The organism is Pseudomonas sp. R4-15 (assembly GCF_055768815.1).
The window spans coordinates 564008-579728 of sequence record NZ_CM147293.1; the positions used below are offsets into that span (position 1 = coordinate 564008).

Sequence of the window (15721 nt, forward strand, 5' to 3'; positions counted from 1 at the left end):
GAGACCGTGTCATGCAGGCAAAAAGACTTTCCCGTGCTTGGACCCGCTGCGGCAGCGCAGTGCTTTCCCTGACCGCCGCTTTCGCGTGCGCCCAGGCCCAGGCCGCCACCCCGTTCACCGTGATCACCAACTGGTACGCTCAGGCCGAGCACGGCGGCTTCTACCAGGCCAAGGCCGAAGGCCTCTACGCCGACAAGGGCCTCGACGTGACCGTGCGCATGGGCGGACCGCAGGTCAACTCCACGCAACTGCTGGCCGCTGGCCAAGCGCAGTGCATCATCCGAGACGACCTGGGCACCATGCTGGCGCGCCAGCAGGGCATACCGATGACCATGGTCGCCAGCAGCTTTCAGTACGACCCCGTCGTGATCATCAGCCATAGCGATATCGCTTCGTTGGAGGACCTGAAGGGGCACACCCTCCTGATCTCTTCCAGCGCGCATTCGTCCTGGTGGCCGTGGGCCAAGCAGCGCTTCGGCTATAGCGACGAGATGGTGCGTCCCTACACCTTCAATATCCAGCCGTTCATGGCCGACGCGAACTTGGCGCAGCAGGGCTATATCGGCTCCGAGCCCTTCGCCATGAAACAGGCGGGTGCCGACTACAAGGTGTTCTCCCTGGGCCAAGCCGGCTATCCGCCCTACGGCAACTCCATAGCCTGCCGCGACGACGTGATCCAGGAGCATCCCGAGCAGGTGCAAGCCTTCCTCGAAGCCACCATGCAGGGCTGGAAGGACTATCTGGCCAATCCCGAAGCGGGCAACGCGCTGATCAAGAAAGAAAACCCCAACATGAGCGATGAGCAGCTCGCGTTCGCACTCAACCTGCTACGCAATACCGGCATCCTTATCGGCGGTGATGCGGCGACCCAGGGCATCGGCGTGATCACCGAGCAACGGATGCAACAGACCTGGAACATGGCGGTGAAGAACCAGTTGGTCGACGACAGCAAGGTCTCCCTGTCGGAGGTCTACACGACCCGCTTCATCACCCAAGCGCCGGTATTGCCATGAGCGCTCGCGAAGCCCTGACGTCGGAGGCGCCGCTGGCGCCCTCCGACAGCGAGGTCCACGCGGTCGAGCTGCTCTCCTGCGAGAAGGTCTACCCCAACGGCACCCGCGCGCTGATGCCGGTCGACCTGAAGATCCGCGAGGGCGAGTTCGTCACCCTGCTGGGCCCCTCCGGCTGCGGCAAGAGCACCCTGCTGAAGATGGTTGCCGGCCTCACCGATCCATCCGACGGCCGCCTGCTGCTGTGGAACAAGCCCGGCGCGCGCCTGCACGAGACCGGCCACTCGCTGTCCTTCGTGTTCCAGGAGGCCTCGCTGATGCCCTGGCACAGCGTGCGCAAGAACGTCAGCCTGCCGCTGGAGCTGGAAAAGCGGCCACGCGCCGAGATCGACGCCCGCGTCGATGAGGTGCTGGCACTGGTGGGCCTGTCGCGCTTCGCCGACGCCCTGCCCCGCGAGCTGTCCGGCGGCATGCAGATGCGCGTGTCGATCGCCCGCGGGCTGGTGGTGCAACCCGACCTGCTGCTGATGGACGAACCCTTCGGTGCGCTCGACGAGATCACCCGCTTCAAGCTCGACAGCGACCTGCTCGATCTGTGGCAGAAGAACGGCCTGAGCGTGATGTTCGTCACCCACTCGATCCATGAGGCGGTGTTCCTCTCCGAGCGTGTGGTGGTGATGGCCGCCCGCCCCGGCCGCGTGGTTGCCGACATCCGCATCGAAGAGCCCTTCCCGCGCAGCCCGGCGTTCCGGCTGAGCGCGCGTTTCAGCGAGTACGCCATGCAACTGCATGGGTGCCTGATGGCCGCCGCCAGTTCGGAGGACGAAGCATGAATCCGCGTCAGCCCCTGTGGCGCAGCGAGCGTTTTCGCAGCGTCTTCATCCCCACCCTGATTGCCGCGCTACTGCTGGCCCTGTGGCAGATCACGGTGACGCTGGGCAAGGTGCCGGAATACCTGTTCCCGGCACCGCTGTCGGTGGCCAAGACCCTGGTAAGCGACTGGGGTCTGCTCAGCTCGGCGCTGCTCTACACGCTGAAGATCACCCTGCTGTCGTTCGCCGTGGCGATCGTCGTCGGCGTGCTGATCGCCTTCGTCTTCGTGCAGAGCCGCACCATCGAGACCGCGTTCTTCCCCTACGCGGTGCTGCTGCAGGTGACCCCGATCGTGGCCATCGCGCCGCTGATCATCATCTGGATCAGCAACACCACCCTGGCGCTGACCGTGTGTGCCTCGCTGGTGGCGCTGTTCCCGATCATCTCCAACACCACCCTGGGCCTGCGCAGCGTCTCGCCGAACCTGCTGGCGTACTTCCGCCTGCGTCGCGCCAGCCGCTGGCAGACCCTCTGGCGCCTGCGCGTGCCCTCGGCGCTGCCGTACTTCTTCGCCGCGCTGCGTATCGCCAGCGGCCTGGCGCTGATCGGCGCGGTGGTCGCGGAGTTCGTCGCCGGCACGGGTGGCTCGAATACCGGACTGGCCTACCAGATTCTGCAGTCGGGTTACCAACTGAATATCCCGCGCCTGTTCGCCGCACTGATGCTGATTTCGCTGACGGGGGTCATGCTGTTCGTCGGCATGTCCGTGCTGTCCCGCCTGGCGATCGGCCATTGGCACGAAAGCGAAGCCTGAGCCCCTTTTCCCCTGACCTACCGAGACTGCCATGATTTCGACGGACACCCTGAACACCCTGCAGCAACGCCTGCCGGAGCTTGAATGGATCACCTCGAAGATCCATATCAAACGCCTCTCCAAGGACTTCTACTGGTTCAGCCCACTGCTCGCGCCGCAACTGGCGGACAAGAAGGCCGACCTGGTGGTGCGTCCCCATGACGAGGCGCAGCTCAAGGCCGTGGTCAGTGCCTGCGTCGACCTCGACATTCCGATGACCGTGCGCGGCGGTGGCACCGGCAACTACGGCCAGGCCGTGCCGCTGGCCGGCGGCGTGGTCCTCGACATGACCGCCTGCACCAGCCTGGAATGGCTCTGCGACGGCCTGGTGCGGGTGCAGGCCGGCATGCGCATCGCCGAGCTGGAAGATCGCGTGCGGGAGAAGGGCTGGGAACTGCGCTGCCTGCCCTCCACCTACAAGGCGGCGAGCATCGGCGGGCTGTTCGCCGGCGGCTTCGGCGGTGTCGGTTCGATCAACTACGGGCCGATCTCGGCACCCGGCACGGTGCAGCGCATCCGCGTGCTGACCATCGAGGCCGAGCCGCGCGTGCTGGAAATCAGCGGCGCCGATCTGCTCACCTACCACCACACCTACGGCACCAACGGCGTGCTGATCGACATGGAACTGGCACTGGCCCCGGCACGCGCCTGGGACGAGTACCTGTTCGGCTTCGCCAGCATCGAGTCGGCCTACGCCTTCTGCCGCCAGCTGCTGGACAGCGTGAGCATCGAGAAGCGCGAGCTGTCGCTGTATGACAGCCAGGCCGCCAACTACTTCAAGGAAATCCCCTTCAGCCTGGCCGACGGCCAGTACCTGGTGATGACCCTGGCCGCACCGCATTCCCGTCTGCCGCTGGCCCAACTGCGCGAGGCGCATGGCGGCGAGCAACTGTGGACGCAGACGTTCGAGCAGGCCAAGTCCAGCGGACTGACGCTGATGGAGCACTGCTGGAACCACGCGACCCTGCAGGCACTCAAGTACGACAAGGGCCTGACCAACCTGCAAACCAACTACGACGGCAGCCAGGTGTTGGAACAGCTCGCCGCGCTGCGCGCCGAAGTCGGCGACGAGGTGCTGACCCACCTGGAGTTCATCCGCCTGGCCAATGGCACGCCATTGATTACCGGACTGCCGCTGGTGCGCCACAGCAGCAACGAGCGCCTGGAAGCGCTGATGCGTCTGCACGAATCGCTGGGCATCAAGGTCAACAACTCCCACGTCTATACCCTTGAGGACGGCAAGCACGGCGGCTCGCTGAGCCCGGCGATTCTCGCCAGCAAGGCCGCCAACGACCCGCGGCACCTGCTCAACCCAGGCAAGATTCGCTCGCTGCCTGCCAGCGTCGGCAGCCCGGCCTGAGCCACACCGGGCGCGGCAACCGCAGCGGCCGGCGGTTCGACTAGACGCCGGCTTCGAGCTCGGCGAGGCAGGCGTCGAAGGCCGCCGACTGCACGCCGATGCACACCAACTGGCCGACGAAACTGGCGCGCGCACTGCGCGTCAGCGACAGCCGGCCGCCGCTCAGCTGCAGCACCGCGCAGTAGGGCTCGGCGCCGTCGTCGAGCATGAGCATGCCCTTGGCACGCAGCAGGCAGGCGGCATGCCGGGCGAAGAAGGCCTGCAGCCAGTCCCGCGGCAGCGCCGCCGGCAGGCGTGCGGTGCGCGTGGTGAGACTGCCGGCAAGCAGCGCCGGGGCGCTCTGTGCGGCCACCGGCGGGCCGGGCAGCCAGGTCTGCGTGGCCTGCGGCGCCAGCTCGCGCAGTTGCGCCTGCAGCGCGCTGCGCGCCGCGGCGTCGCCGCCACGGTTGAGCAGCAGGCGAGTGGCCGCACGGATCTGCTCGAACCAGATGTCGCTGACCTGCGGGTTGCCCTGGTGACGTGCCACCGCGCTGGCGTCCACCAGGCAGGTCACATCGCTCAGGCGAAATTCCCTGGCCAGGGCGATCACGTCGATCACGCTGCGTGGCCGGCCGACGCCGCTCATCTCGATGAACAGCGCCGCCGGGCGCACCGGCAAGGCCAGGGTGGCGTGGATCTGCTCGGCGACGCTGCCCACCAGCGAGCAGCACATGCAGCCGTTGCTGAGGCGGATGACGCGGTCGTCGCGGTAGTCGACCAGTTCGGCGTCGATATTGATGGCGCCGAAGTCGTTGATCAGCAGCACGCTGTCCGGCGGCAGGCCGTCGCGGATCAGCTGGTTCAGGTAGCTGGTCTTGCCGGCACCGAGGAACCCGCTGATCAGCTCGACCGGGATCGCCTCAGTCGACATGCGCCACCCGGCCGCCGAGCACGGTGGCGCGCACGGCGATCTCGCCCAGGCGCTCCGGCTCGATCGCCAGCGGATCTTCCTCGAGCACCGTCATGTCGGCGAACTTGCCGATCTCCAGGCTGCCGACCAGGTGGTCCATGCGCAGCGTGTAGGCGGCATCCAGGGTGATCATGCGCAGCGCGTCCTCCACCCCGACCTTCTCCAGCTCGCCGAGCACGCGGCCGCTGGCGGTGCTGCGCGACACCGCGCACCAGGCGGTGTGCAGCGAGCCGAGCGGGGTCACCGGCGCATCGCAGTGCACGGTGGTGACGATGCCCAGGCGGCGCGCCGAGGCGATCGGCTCCAGGCGCTGGCAACGCTCGTGGCCGAGGGTGCGCTCGTAGTGGATGTCGCCCCAGTAGAACAGGTGGTTGGAGAACATGTTCAGGCACACGCCGAGGCGCTGCGCACGGCGCATCTGTGCGTGGCTGATGATCTGGCAGTGCTGCAGGGTGTGGCGGTGATCGGCGCGCGGCCAGAGGGTCAGCGCTTCCTCGATGGCGTCGAGCATCAGCTCCACCGCCTCGTCACCGTTGGTGTGGATGTGCAGTTGCAGGCCGGCCTGGTGGTAGGCCAGGACCATCGCCTTGAGGGTTTCCGGCGGCGCGTTCCACAGGCCGTTGGGATGCCCGTCGTGGTAGTGCGGCCACTGCAGGCGCGCGGTGTAGCCCTGGATCGAACCGTCGGTCATCAGCTTGACCAGGCCGTAGCGCAGGTTGTCGCGCGATTCGCCGCACGCGGCGAGCACGCGCGCGACGCCTTCCTCGGCGTCGTAGCTCAGCGCCCCCATCGCCGGCAGCAGGCGGATGGCGAAGGCCTCCGACTCGCTGGCCAGGCGCATCTGCTCGCGCGCCTCGTCCGACAGCGGGTTGTACAGGTCGGTGGCGGTGGTGATGCCGACGTTGCGGCAGGCCCGCGCGTAGCGCTGCAGGGAGGCCGCATCGACGGTCCTCTGGATGCCCAGTTGCAAGTGCGCCATCACCGCGTGCATCGCGGCCATTTCCTGCAGTTCGCCGCTGACCTGGCCCTGCTCGTCGAGCAGCACGCCCTCGACACCGGCGCCGGCGTCGATGCCGACCCGCTCGATCATCGCGCTGTTCACCGTCATCACGTGCAGGTTGGCGTGGAGGATGGCCACCGGGCGGTCGGCGACCGCCGCGTCGATGGCGTGACGGTCCAGGCGCGGCCCGTCGAAGTAGATCGGGTCGAAGCCCCAGGCGATCAGCGGCTCGCCCGGCGCCAGGCTGGCGGCCTGCTCGGCCAGGCGCTGCTGCACCTGGGCCAGCGAGGTGAGGCCGTCCCAGCGGCGCCCTTCGGGATCGCGGCGGGGGAAGTAGCCCAGGTACAGGTAGTCCCACATCACGCCCTCCAGGGCGTGGCTGTGGCCTTCGACGAAGCCCGGCAGGATCACCGCGTCGGCGAAGCGCGCGTCGACTTCGAAGGGCTGCAGGCTGGCCAGGGTCTCCAGCGTGCCGACTCCGAGAATCCGCCCGTCACGCACGGCGATGTGCGTGGCGTAGGGCTGCGACGGGTTCATGGTGATGATCTTGCGTGCGGCGAAAACAGTGGTGGACATGCCTCAGGCCTCCCCGGCCAGTCCATTGCCAACCGCTCTCGGCCATTTCAGCAACAGTCCGCCGAAGGCCAGCGCGACCAGCGAGGTCCCCCCGAAGACCGCGACGTAGCCGCCCACGCTCATCGACGGTGCGATCGGCGCGAAGATGGTCAGCAGGTGAATGTTGACGATGATGATCGCCAGGTTGAAGAACGCCAGTTCCTTGGGCACCGAGGTGGCGAAGTTGGCGTCGAGCATGCGCAGCAGCAGCAGACCGGTGCCGGTGGAACCGCAGCAGCAGCCGAAGGCGGTCACCGCGCGCTCGTGGCCCAGGGTGCCGCTCAGACGCCCGAGCAACAGGCACAGCGCCAGGGTGAACAGGGTGATGACCACGGTGATCAGCAGGATCGGCAGCAGGAAGGTGTAGAGCACGGCGAACTTGATGCTCATCAGGGTGCCGACCACGGTGAAGTCCACCGAGCTGCCGGTCACGCGCTTGACGGTTTCGTCATCGACGAAGCGCGCCAGGCCCAGGCGGTCGATCAGCATGCGCATCAGCACCGCCACCAGCACGCCATGGATGAAGAACAGGTTGTAGCTGAACAGCACCGAGAGGCTGATGCCGAACGGCTTGGCATCGGCCACCAGCGGCTGCATCACGTTCAGCCAGCCGTAGGTGAGCACGTAGGCCACGCCGAGCAGGCCCAGGTGGTAGGCCAGCGAGTCGATGTTCGCCGGATGGGTGACGCTGCGCGCGGCCAGCGGCGGCTCGCTGTTGCGGAAGAAGCCGCTGAGGAAGTGCTCGTCGATGCGCGACTCGCGGTTCAGGTTGAGCCCGCGGCCGATCACCCGGCGCGCCAGCGGTACGCCCACCAGGAACGCCATGAGGAAGCCCAGCGAGGCATAGATGATGCCGATCTGCGCGGCGTCGGCGATGCCGAAGTCCTTCTCCCAGATGGTCCCGTAGGTCAGGGCTAGGCCCGGACCCTGGGTGAAGCCGTGGGTGATGATGGCGCCCAGCCAGGGGCTGATCTCGCTGCCGGTGACGGCGTCGTAGCCGAGGAACACGCCCAGCCCGAGCACGCCCTGCAGGCCCAGGCTGGCGGTCCAGATGATGGTCAGCCAGAGGCCGCCGCGCACCACGCTGCCGCCGCTCAGGCTACGGTCCTTGCTGGCCCCGGTCAGGCACAGGGACATGAAACTCAGGGTGAAGACATGGAAGGTGATCGCCGAGAAGTCGCTCGGCGCAAAGCCCGGTAGCCAACCCAGGGACAGCAGCGCGAAGCCGATCACCCCGCCGATCACGCTGGCCGGAATCAGGGTGCGCTGCAGCACGGGCACCCGGTAGCGGAGCACGCTGCCCAGCAGCAGCAGGCTGCCCAGCAGTGCGAAGGCGATGACGCCGTGGAAAGTGTCGCCCATCAGTGTTTCCTCGCTCGGAGCGGCCTGTAGGCGCGCTCGGTGTATCGCTTCGAATGGTTCGTGGCCATCCTATGAACAACCTTGCGAGCCTCCGTAGGTACAGTTACGGTCCCGGCGGTGGCCAGAGCGATAAAAAGGCACATAAATTGCTTGATATTGGGGCAACTCCCAGGCTCACTCCCTTTCACGCACCATGAGTGTGCAGAAGCGCTTTCCAGGCGCTCCGCGGGAACACTCGCCCCCGCCCGCAGTCCCTTTGCTCCGTAAGATCCGAACGCCTACGCTAGCCGGCGTTCCGTCCGCCCCTGCCCTCCCGGAGCCCGTCATGGCCGACATCCAGATCCAGCGCCAGCAGCACGATGAACTGACCTGCTGGCACATTCGCAACGGTGCGTCCGAACTACGGGTCGCCGAGCAGGGCGCGCAGGTGCTCGACTACCGGCAGCAGCAGCATCCGATCATCTGGCTCAGCGAACAGGCCGCCTTCGCCCGCGGACAGTCGCTGCGCGGCGGCGTGCCGCTGTGCTGGCCCTGGTTCGGCGACCTGGCGCGCAACCCTCTGCCGGTGCGCGAGCTGTGGCAGGGCGAGGGCGCCGCGCCGTTCCACGGCCTGGTGCGCGGCATCGACTGGCACCTGCAGGACGTCATCGAGGCGGACGCGGCGGTGACCCTGGTATTCACCCTGCAGGCGCCCGCCTTCCCCCTGCCCGAGTGCCCGACGGCCCCGCATGTGGAGTTCCGCCTGCGGCTCGACGAGCAGGGCCTGCAACTGACCCTCGACAACCACAATGCCGGCAGCCGTCCCCTGGCCTTCAGCCAGGCGCTGCACAGTTACTACGCGGTATCCGACGTGCGCCAGGTGCGCGTCGAGGGCCTGCGGGGTTGCCATTACTACGATGCGCTGCGGGACTGGCAGCGCTACGGGCAGGACACGCCCGTCACCTTCGCCGGCGAAACCGATCGCGTTTACCTCGACGTACCCGCGCAACTGCTCATCGAAGACCCGGCCTGGCAGCGCCGCATCGTCCTCGACAGCCAGGGTTCGTCGTCCGCGGTGCTGTGGAATCCCTGGATCGACAAGGCCCAGCGCCTCTCGCAGTTCGCCGACGACGCCTGGCAGCGCATGCTTTGCGTGGAGACCGGCAACCTCCTGGAGGACGCTCGGACACTCGCCCCCGGGGCTTCCCACAGGCTCTCTCTGAGTATCCGCGAGCAGGCGCTGTAGCCGCTTGACAGCAGGCCGCACCGGCCCACAGGATGACGTGCGAAAAAATGCACGAGGCGTTCAACATGTCCGTTAGCGGTATCGCCGAACACGCTGTGGGAACCCTGGCCGACCGGGAGCGCGAACGCTTCCTCAGCGCCAATCCCAACTCCGTCGCCCTTGCCGAGCGCGCACGTCGCTCGTTGTTCGGCGGCGTGCCGATGCACTGGATGAGCGACTGGTCCACGCCGGTGCCGCTGTTCGTCGAAGCGGCCCAGGGCGCGCGCTTCCGCGATGCCGACGGGCATGACTACGGCGACTTCTGCCTGGGTGATACCGGCGCCATGTTCGGTCATTCGCCGGCGCCGATCGCCCGCGCCCTGGCCGAGCAGGCCGGCCGTGGCCTGACCAGCATGCTGCCCGGCGAAGACGCGGTGGTCTGCGGCGAGCTGCTGGCGCAACGCTTCGGCTTGCCGTTCTGGCAGGTCGCGACCACCGCCAGCGATGCCAATCGCTTCGTCCTGCGCTGGGTCCGCGCGATCACCGGACGCAAGGTCATCCTGGTGTTCGACGGCTGCTACCACGGCGCTGTGGACGAGACCATGGTGCGTGGCCGCGAAGGTCACACGATCCATCGCGCCGGGCTCATCGGCCAGGCGCGCAACCTCACCCAGCACACCCGTGTGGTGCCGTTCAACGACCTCGCCGCGCTGGAGGCCGCGCTGGCCCGCCAGGACATCGCCGCCGTGCTCTGCGAACCGGCGATGACCAACATCGGCATGGTGCTGCCGGAGCCCGGCTTCCTGCAGCAGGTGCGCGAAGCCACCCGGCGCCATGGCAGCCTACTGGTCCTCGACGAGACCCACACCCTCTCCACCGGCCCCGGCGGCTGCACCCGCGCCTGGAACCTGGAGCCCGACTTCCTGACCCTCGGCAAGGCCATCGCCGGCGGCGTGAGCTGTTCGGTATACGGCTGCACCGCAGAGATGGCGCGGGCCATGCGCCTGGTTCGCGAACATGCCAGCGAGATGATCCACGGCCACGGTCACAGCGGCATGGGCACCACGCTCTCCGGCAACGCGCTGGCCATGCATTGCCTGCGCGCCAACCTCGAAGAGGTCGCCAGCGAAGCGGCCTACACGCACATGCTGAGTTTGACCACGCGCCTCGCCGATGGCCTGCGCGGACTGTTCGCGCGGTTGCAGTTGCCCTGGTCGGTGACCCAGCTCGGCGCCCGCTGCGAATTCCAGTTCTGCGCCAGCGCGCCGAAGAATGGCGCCGAGGCGGAGGCGGCCTTCCACGACAGCCTCGAGCAGGCGCTGCACCTGTACCTGATCAACCGCGGCATCCTCATCACGCCGTTCCACAACATGATGCTGTGCGCGCCGCAGACCACCGAGCAGGACGTGGACCAGTTGCTGCAACTGCTCGGCGAAGGGCTCGAAGAACTGCTGGCGATCCCCGGCGCACGCGCCTGAGTTCGAACAAGGACGACCACCGATGCGTTTCGCCGATCCCCAGGAGGCCCGCGACTTCCTCGCCGCGCACCCCGAGGTGCGCAGCCTGGAGCTGTTCATCATCGACGCCAATGGCGTGCCGCGGGGCAAGCTGCTGCACCGCGAGGAGCTGCTGGCGGTCTACGAGGGCGGCCGGCCACTGCCGAGCACCATCCTCGGGTTGACCGTCAACGGCGATGACGTCGAGCAGACCGGTCTGGTCTGGGACGTCGGCGATGCCGATTGCTGGACCTTCCCGCTGCCCGGCAGCCTGACCCTGCAACCCTGGCGCTCACGTCCCACCGGGCAGTTGCAGGTCAGCATGCACCCGGAACTGGGCCAACCCGCCAGCCCCGCCGATCCACGTCACGTGCTGGCGCGGGTGATCGAGCGCCTGCAAGCCGATGGCTACCATCCGGTGATGGCGGTCGAACTGGAGTTCTTCCTGCTCGACCGCGACAGCGCCGAGGACGGCCGGCCACGCCCGGCCGCCGGCATGAACGGTCGACGCCCGCAGGCCACCCAGGTTTACGGCGTGCAGGAATTGGAACAACTGCAGCCGTTCCTCGACGACCTCTACGAGGCCTGTGAAGTGCAGGGCATCCCGGCGCGCACGGCGATCTCCGAGTACGCACCAGGGCAGGTGGAAATCACCCTGCAGCACCGTTTCGATGCCTTGCAGGCAATCGATGAAGGCGTGCGCTACAAGCGCCTGGTCAAGGGCGTGGCCAACCGCCATGGCCTGCAGGCGTGCTTCATGGCCAAGCCCTTCGCCGAGCTTTCCGGCAACGGCATGCACCTGCACCTGAGCCTGGCCGACGCCGGAGGGGAGAACCTCTTCGCCAGCGAGGACCCCGCCGGCACGCCTCTGCTGCGCCAGGCCATCGGCGGCATGATGGAAACCCTGGGCAGCAGCCTGGCGATCTTCTGTCCCCACGCCAACTCCTTCCGCCGCTTCCAGGCCAACAGCTACGCGCCGCTGGCCAAGAGTTGGGGCATCAACAATCGCACCGTGTCGTTCCGCGTACCGGGCGGTCCCGCGACCAGCCGGCACATCGAACATCGCATCTGTGGGGCCGACGCCAACCCCTATCTGGCCGCCGCGGCGTTGCTCGCTGGAGTGCATCGGGGCATCCGCGAGGGGCTCGACCCCGGCGAGCCGGTCGAAGGCAACGGCTATGCCCAGGCCCACGAGAAGCTGCCGACCGACTGGCTCGGCGCGCTCCAGGCGCTGCAGGCCTCGACCTGGGCCCGCGAGGCGCTGGGCGAGGAGTTCCTGCGGGTCTTCCTCGCCATCAAGCAGGCCGAGTACGCGCAGTTCATGGGTGAAGTCGGCGAACAGGACTGGCGCTGGTACCTCGATCAGGCCTAAGGCTATCGCCGGGATAGCGAGATAGAACAGGCAGGCGCGCCACGCCTGGGTTATCGTGTGTCTTCCGCGACAAAGGAAGACCCGATGGAAGCCGGTACCGCCCAGCTCAGCATGACCGTGCTGATGACCCCCGACATGGCCAACTTCTCCGGCAATGTGCATGGCGGCACGCTGCTCAAGTACCTCGACGAAGTCGCCTACGCCTGCGCCAGCCGCTACGCCGGGCGCTACGTGGTGACCCTGTCGGTCGACCAGGTGATGTTTCGCCAGCCGGTGCACGTCGGCGAGCTGGTGACCTTCCTCGCCTCGGTGAACTACACCGGCCGTACCTCCATGGAGATCGGCATCAAGGTGATTACCGAGAACATCCGCGAGCGCTCGGTACGCCACACCAACAGTTGCTTCTTCACCATGGTCGCGGTGGATGACGAGGGTCGCTCGGTGGAGGTCCCCGCGCTGCAACCGGAAACCCCCGAGGAGCGACGCCGCTTCGCCAACGCGCGCCAGCGCCGGCGCATCCGCGAAGAACTGCAACAGCGCTACGAAGCCCTCAAGCACGAGATCGACGAAGGCTAACGCCTTTCGACGCTTCATTCTCGGCAAAAGCCTTCAAGTTTTCCGACGGGCGGCCGACTCTCAGAGCACACTCATAAAGCCCCAGGGGGCATGCTCTGTTCAGTCGTTTCTGACCAGGCAGACAACCGCTCCCCTGGATGGCAGAATGCCTCTCTGACTCAACGGCGGACGGCATGGAGGCGGCCCGTTGGAGAATCTTTACCTATCGCCCGCGTTGCTGGGCCTCAACCTGTTGCTGGCGTGCGCGCTGACCAGCACCGGGCTTTGGCTATTCTCGCGTCCCTACCGCGGCCCCGGCTGGTGGATGGTCGGCAGTTGGACCGTGGCCACCGGCATGCTCTGCTCGCTGGCCTACAACCTGCACCCGCAACCCTGGCTGCACATCCTCGCCGCCCTGTTGCTGCTCGCCGGCGAAGCCATCGTGCTACTCGGCGTGCTGCGTTTTCTCGACCGCCCGCTGCCTTACTGGCTGCTGCCCACCAGCACGCTGGCGATGCTGGTCGCCGAACTCTGGTACTTCACCTCGCCCTTCGACGGACGCCTGCTTACCGCCCTGCACGCGCTGATCGCAGCGGGCCTGCAGCTGGAAGCCGCACGGGTGCTCTGGCAGGCGCGCAACGACGAGGGCATTCGCGGCGTGCGCCGCTTCGTCATGGTCGCACTGCTCGGCACCAGCCTGCTGCAACTGCTGCGCGCGGCACAGGCGCTGCAACTGCATCCGATCGGCGACTGGTTGCCGCCGGGTTCGCAAGCGGAGATGCTCCAGCTGAGCCTGGGTCTGCCGGCCTGGCTGGTGGTCATCAACGGCCTGACGCTGATGACCATGCACCGCATCCTCACCGACAGCCGCCGCCATGCGCGGCGTGCCGAGGCCAACGCCCAGCGTTTCGAGCGCCTGATGCGCGTCGCCAGCGCCGCCAAGCTGCTGATCGACGACGGCCGGGTCAGCGATGCCAACCCGACGGCCGAGCGTCTCTTCGGACGCTCGCGCGAAGGGCTGCTGGGACGCCCCTTCGAAAAGCTCTTCGACAACCCCTCGCGGGCACGCACGCTGGTCGAGCAAGCCGACGGCCGACCGCACGACCTGCCAGCGCTACATAACGGCAGCCGTCGCTTCCCCGCCGAGGTCCGCGTCTCGCGCCTGGACGACGGCAGCCAGTTGATCGCCGAGGTCCGCGATGTCAGCCATCGCCGGGTACTGGAAGACAAGCTGCTGCGCCTGGCGACCACCGACGGCCTCACCGGCGCATTGAACCGGCGTGCGTTCGGCGTCTGCGCCGATCACGAACTGCGCCGCGCGCTACGCCACAACTACCCGCTGAGCCTGGCATTGCTGGACCTCGATCACTTCAAGCGGATCAACGACCAGTATGGCCATCCGATCGGTGACCAGGTCCTGCGCCAATTCGGCCAGTTGTGCCGACGGCAGATGCGCGGCACCGACCTGTTCGCCCGCGTCGGCGGCGAGGAATTCATCCTGCTGATGCCCGATACGCCGCTGGCCTCCGCCGTGCAGTTCCTCGACCGCTTGCGCCAGGATCTGCAGGAGCACGTATTCAATGGGCTCGCCGAAGAGCTGCAGGTCACCGTCAGCGTCGGCATCAGCTGTTGCACGCCGGACAGTGACCTGGAGAGCCTGCAGAAGGCTGCCGACGAAGCGCTTTACCGTGCCAAGGACAACGGCAGGAACCGGGTAGAGACGCAGCACCTCGAGCGCTCCGCGCAACGCCTGGAGCCCTGACGAAAAAGGGAGGCCGAAGCCTCCCTTGTTCAACGCAGCGGCGTGTCGATCAGAACAGCACGCGGGTGCGGATGGTCCCGGTGATGTTGTACAGCTTCTCCAACGCCAGGTCGGAGTAGGCGGCGTCGACGTCGATCACCACGTAGCCGACCTTCTCGTCGGTCTGCAGGAACTGGCCGGAGATGTTGATCCCGTTCTCGGCGAAGACCTTGTTGATCTCGCTGAGCACGCCCGGCACGTTCTGGTGGATGTGCAGCAGGCGGTGCTTGCCCGGATGCGACGGCAGCGCCACTTCGGGGAAGTTGACCGAAGACACCGAGGTGCCGTTGTCGCTGTACTTGACCAGCTTCTCGGCCACTTCCAGGCCGATGTTGGCCTGAGCCTCGGCGGTGGAACCGCCGATGTGCGGCGTGAGGATGACACGATCCAGGTTGCGCAGCGGGCTGACGAATTCCTCGTCGTTGGACTTGGGCTCGACGGGGAACACGTCGACGGCGGCGCCGATCAGGTGCTCGTCCTTGATCGCCGCGGCCAGGTGCTCCAGCTCGACCACGGTGCCGCGCGAGGCGTTGATCAGGATGCTGCCGGGCTTCATCGCACGGATTTCCTTCTCGCCGATCATCCACTGGGTGGACGGCAGCTCGGGCACGTGCAGGGTGACGATGTCGCTCATGCCCAGCAGCTCGTAGAGCGAGCCGACCTGGGTGGCGTTGCCCAGCGGCAGCTTGGTGACCACGTCGTAGAAGAACACCTGCATGCCCAGCGATTCGGCGAGCACGGAAAGCTGGGTGCCGATCGAGCCGTAGCCGACGATGCCGAGCTTCTTGCCACGGATCTCGAAGGAGTTGGCCGCGCTCTTGATCCAGCCACCGCGATGGCAGGCGGCGTTCTTCTCGGGGATGCCGCGCAGCAGCAGGATCGCTTCGGCGAGCACCAGCTCGGCCACCGAACGGGTGTTGGAGTAGGGCGCGTTGAACACGGCGATGCCGCGCTCGCGGGCAGCGCTCAGGTCGACCTGGTTGGTGCCGATGCAGAAGCAGCCGACGGCGACCAGTTTCTTCGCGCAGTCGAAGACTTCCTCGGTGAGCTGGGTGCGAGAGCGGATACCGATGAAGTGCGCATCGGCGATCTTTTCCTTGAGCTCGTCGCCGGAGAGCGCCGTCTTGAGGTATTCGATATTGCTGTAGCCAGCGGCCTTGAGCGTATCGACGGCGTTCTGGTGGACACCTTCGAGAAGAAGGAACTTGATCTTGCTCTTGTCGAGGGAGGTCTTGCTCATCTGCTTACCTGTGGTCCCGGTGGAATGGCAGGAGGAAGGACAGCGCACGGTGTGGCTGGAGCCCGGGCGGCGCATACGGGGAAGCCCGTAT

General features: G+C 67.0%; 13 protein-coding genes. 9 read left to right on the forward strand and 4 right to left on the reverse strand.

Annotated elements, in window-relative coordinates:
• The first annotated feature begins 11 nt into the window (after window positions 1–11).
• The 4 genes from ACYRGX_RS02730 to ACYRGX_RS02745 are packed head-to-tail and all read left to right on the forward strand — an operon-like array spanning window position 12 to window position 4036.
• Entirely contained in the window at window positions 12–1013 is a 1002-nt protein-coding gene (locus ACYRGX_RS02730; protein WP_473055082.1) for an ABC transporter substrate-binding protein, read from the forward strand.
• Window positions 1010–1843, forward strand: a complete 834-nt coding sequence (locus ACYRGX_RS02735; RefSeq protein WP_473055083.1) for an ABC transporter ATP-binding protein — start codon at window positions 1010–1012, stop codon at window positions 1841–1843. Before ACYRGX_RS02730 ends, ACYRGX_RS02735 begins: the two co-directional genes overlap by 4 nt.
• A complete protein-coding gene (locus ACYRGX_RS02740; RefSeq protein ID WP_473055084.1) occupies window positions 1840–2637 on the forward strand; it encodes an ABC transporter permease in 798 nt (265 codons plus the stop codon). Before ACYRGX_RS02735 ends, ACYRGX_RS02740 begins: the two co-directional genes overlap by 4 nt.
• A 31-nt stretch (window positions 2638–2668) precedes the next feature.
• Window positions 2669–4036: an FAD-binding oxidoreductase gene (locus ACYRGX_RS02745; RefSeq protein ID WP_473055085.1), complete on the forward strand. Its 1368-nt coding sequence runs from the start codon at window positions 2669–2671 to the stop codon at window positions 4034–4036.
• Between the two features lie 40 nt (window positions 4037–4076).
• Here ACYRGX_RS02745 and ACYRGX_RS02750 read toward each other — a convergent pair whose 3' ends face one another.
• The 3 genes from ACYRGX_RS02750 to ACYRGX_RS02760 are packed head-to-tail and all read right to left on the reverse strand — an operon-like array spanning window position 4077 to window position 7962.
• Window positions 4077–4946 carry a CobW family GTP-binding protein gene (locus ACYRGX_RS02750; RefSeq protein ID WP_473055086.1) on the reverse strand — a complete coding sequence of 290 codons (870 nt, stop codon included), beginning with the start codon at window positions 4944–4946 and terminating at the stop codon, window positions 4077–4079.
• Window positions 4936–6561: an amidohydrolase gene (locus ACYRGX_RS02755; protein ID WP_473055087.1), complete on the reverse strand. Its 1626-nt coding sequence runs from the start codon at window positions 6559–6561 to the stop codon at window positions 4936–4938. The genes ACYRGX_RS02750 and ACYRGX_RS02755 overlap by 11 nt, the downstream gene beginning before the upstream one ends.
• A gap of 3 nt (window positions 6562–6564) precedes the next feature.
• A complete protein-coding gene (locus ACYRGX_RS02760; protein ID WP_473055088.1) occupies window positions 6565–7962 on the reverse strand; it encodes a sodium/glutamate symporter in 1398 nt (465 codons plus the stop codon).
• Window positions 7963–8287: 325 nt separating this feature from the next.
• Between ACYRGX_RS02760 and ACYRGX_RS02765 the strand changes: the two genes are divergently transcribed.
• The 5 genes from ACYRGX_RS02765 (at window position 8288) to ACYRGX_RS02785 (ending at window position 14351) form a co-directional block, all read left to right on the forward strand.
• Complete coding sequence (locus ACYRGX_RS02765; RefSeq protein ID WP_473055089.1) at window positions 8288–9187, forward strand: D-hexose-6-phosphate mutarotase; 900 nt, start codon at window positions 8288–8290, stop codon at window positions 9185–9187.
• Window positions 9188–9252: 65 nt separating this feature from the next.
• Window positions 9253–10644 (forward strand): aspartate aminotransferase family protein, encoded by a 1392-nt coding sequence (locus ACYRGX_RS02770; RefSeq protein ID WP_473055090.1) that lies wholly within the window; start codon window positions 9253–9255, stop codon window positions 10642–10644.
• A 22-nt stretch (window positions 10645–10666) separates the two neighbouring features.
• Entirely contained in the window at window positions 10667–12034 is a 1368-nt protein-coding gene (locus ACYRGX_RS02775; RefSeq protein ID WP_473055091.1) for a glutamine synthetase family protein, read from the forward strand.
• A gap of 84 nt (window positions 12035–12118) precedes the next feature.
• A complete protein-coding gene (locus ACYRGX_RS02780; protein WP_473055092.1) occupies window positions 12119–12610 on the forward strand; it encodes an acyl-CoA thioesterase in 492 nt (163 codons plus the stop codon).
• A 187-nt stretch (window positions 12611–12797) separates the two neighbouring features.
• Entirely contained in the window at window positions 12798–14351 is a 1554-nt protein-coding gene (locus ACYRGX_RS02785) for a sensor domain-containing diguanylate cyclase (RefSeq protein ID WP_473055093.1), read from the forward strand.
• Window positions 14352–14400: 49 nt separating this feature from the next.
• On the opposite strand, the gene serA is transcribed toward ACYRGX_RS02785, so the two are convergent.
• Entirely contained in the window at window positions 14401–15630 is a 1230-nt protein-coding gene (gene serA, locus ACYRGX_RS02790; RefSeq protein ID WP_473055094.1) for a phosphoglycerate dehydrogenase, read from the reverse strand.
• Between the last annotated feature and the right edge of the window lie 91 nt (window positions 15631–15721).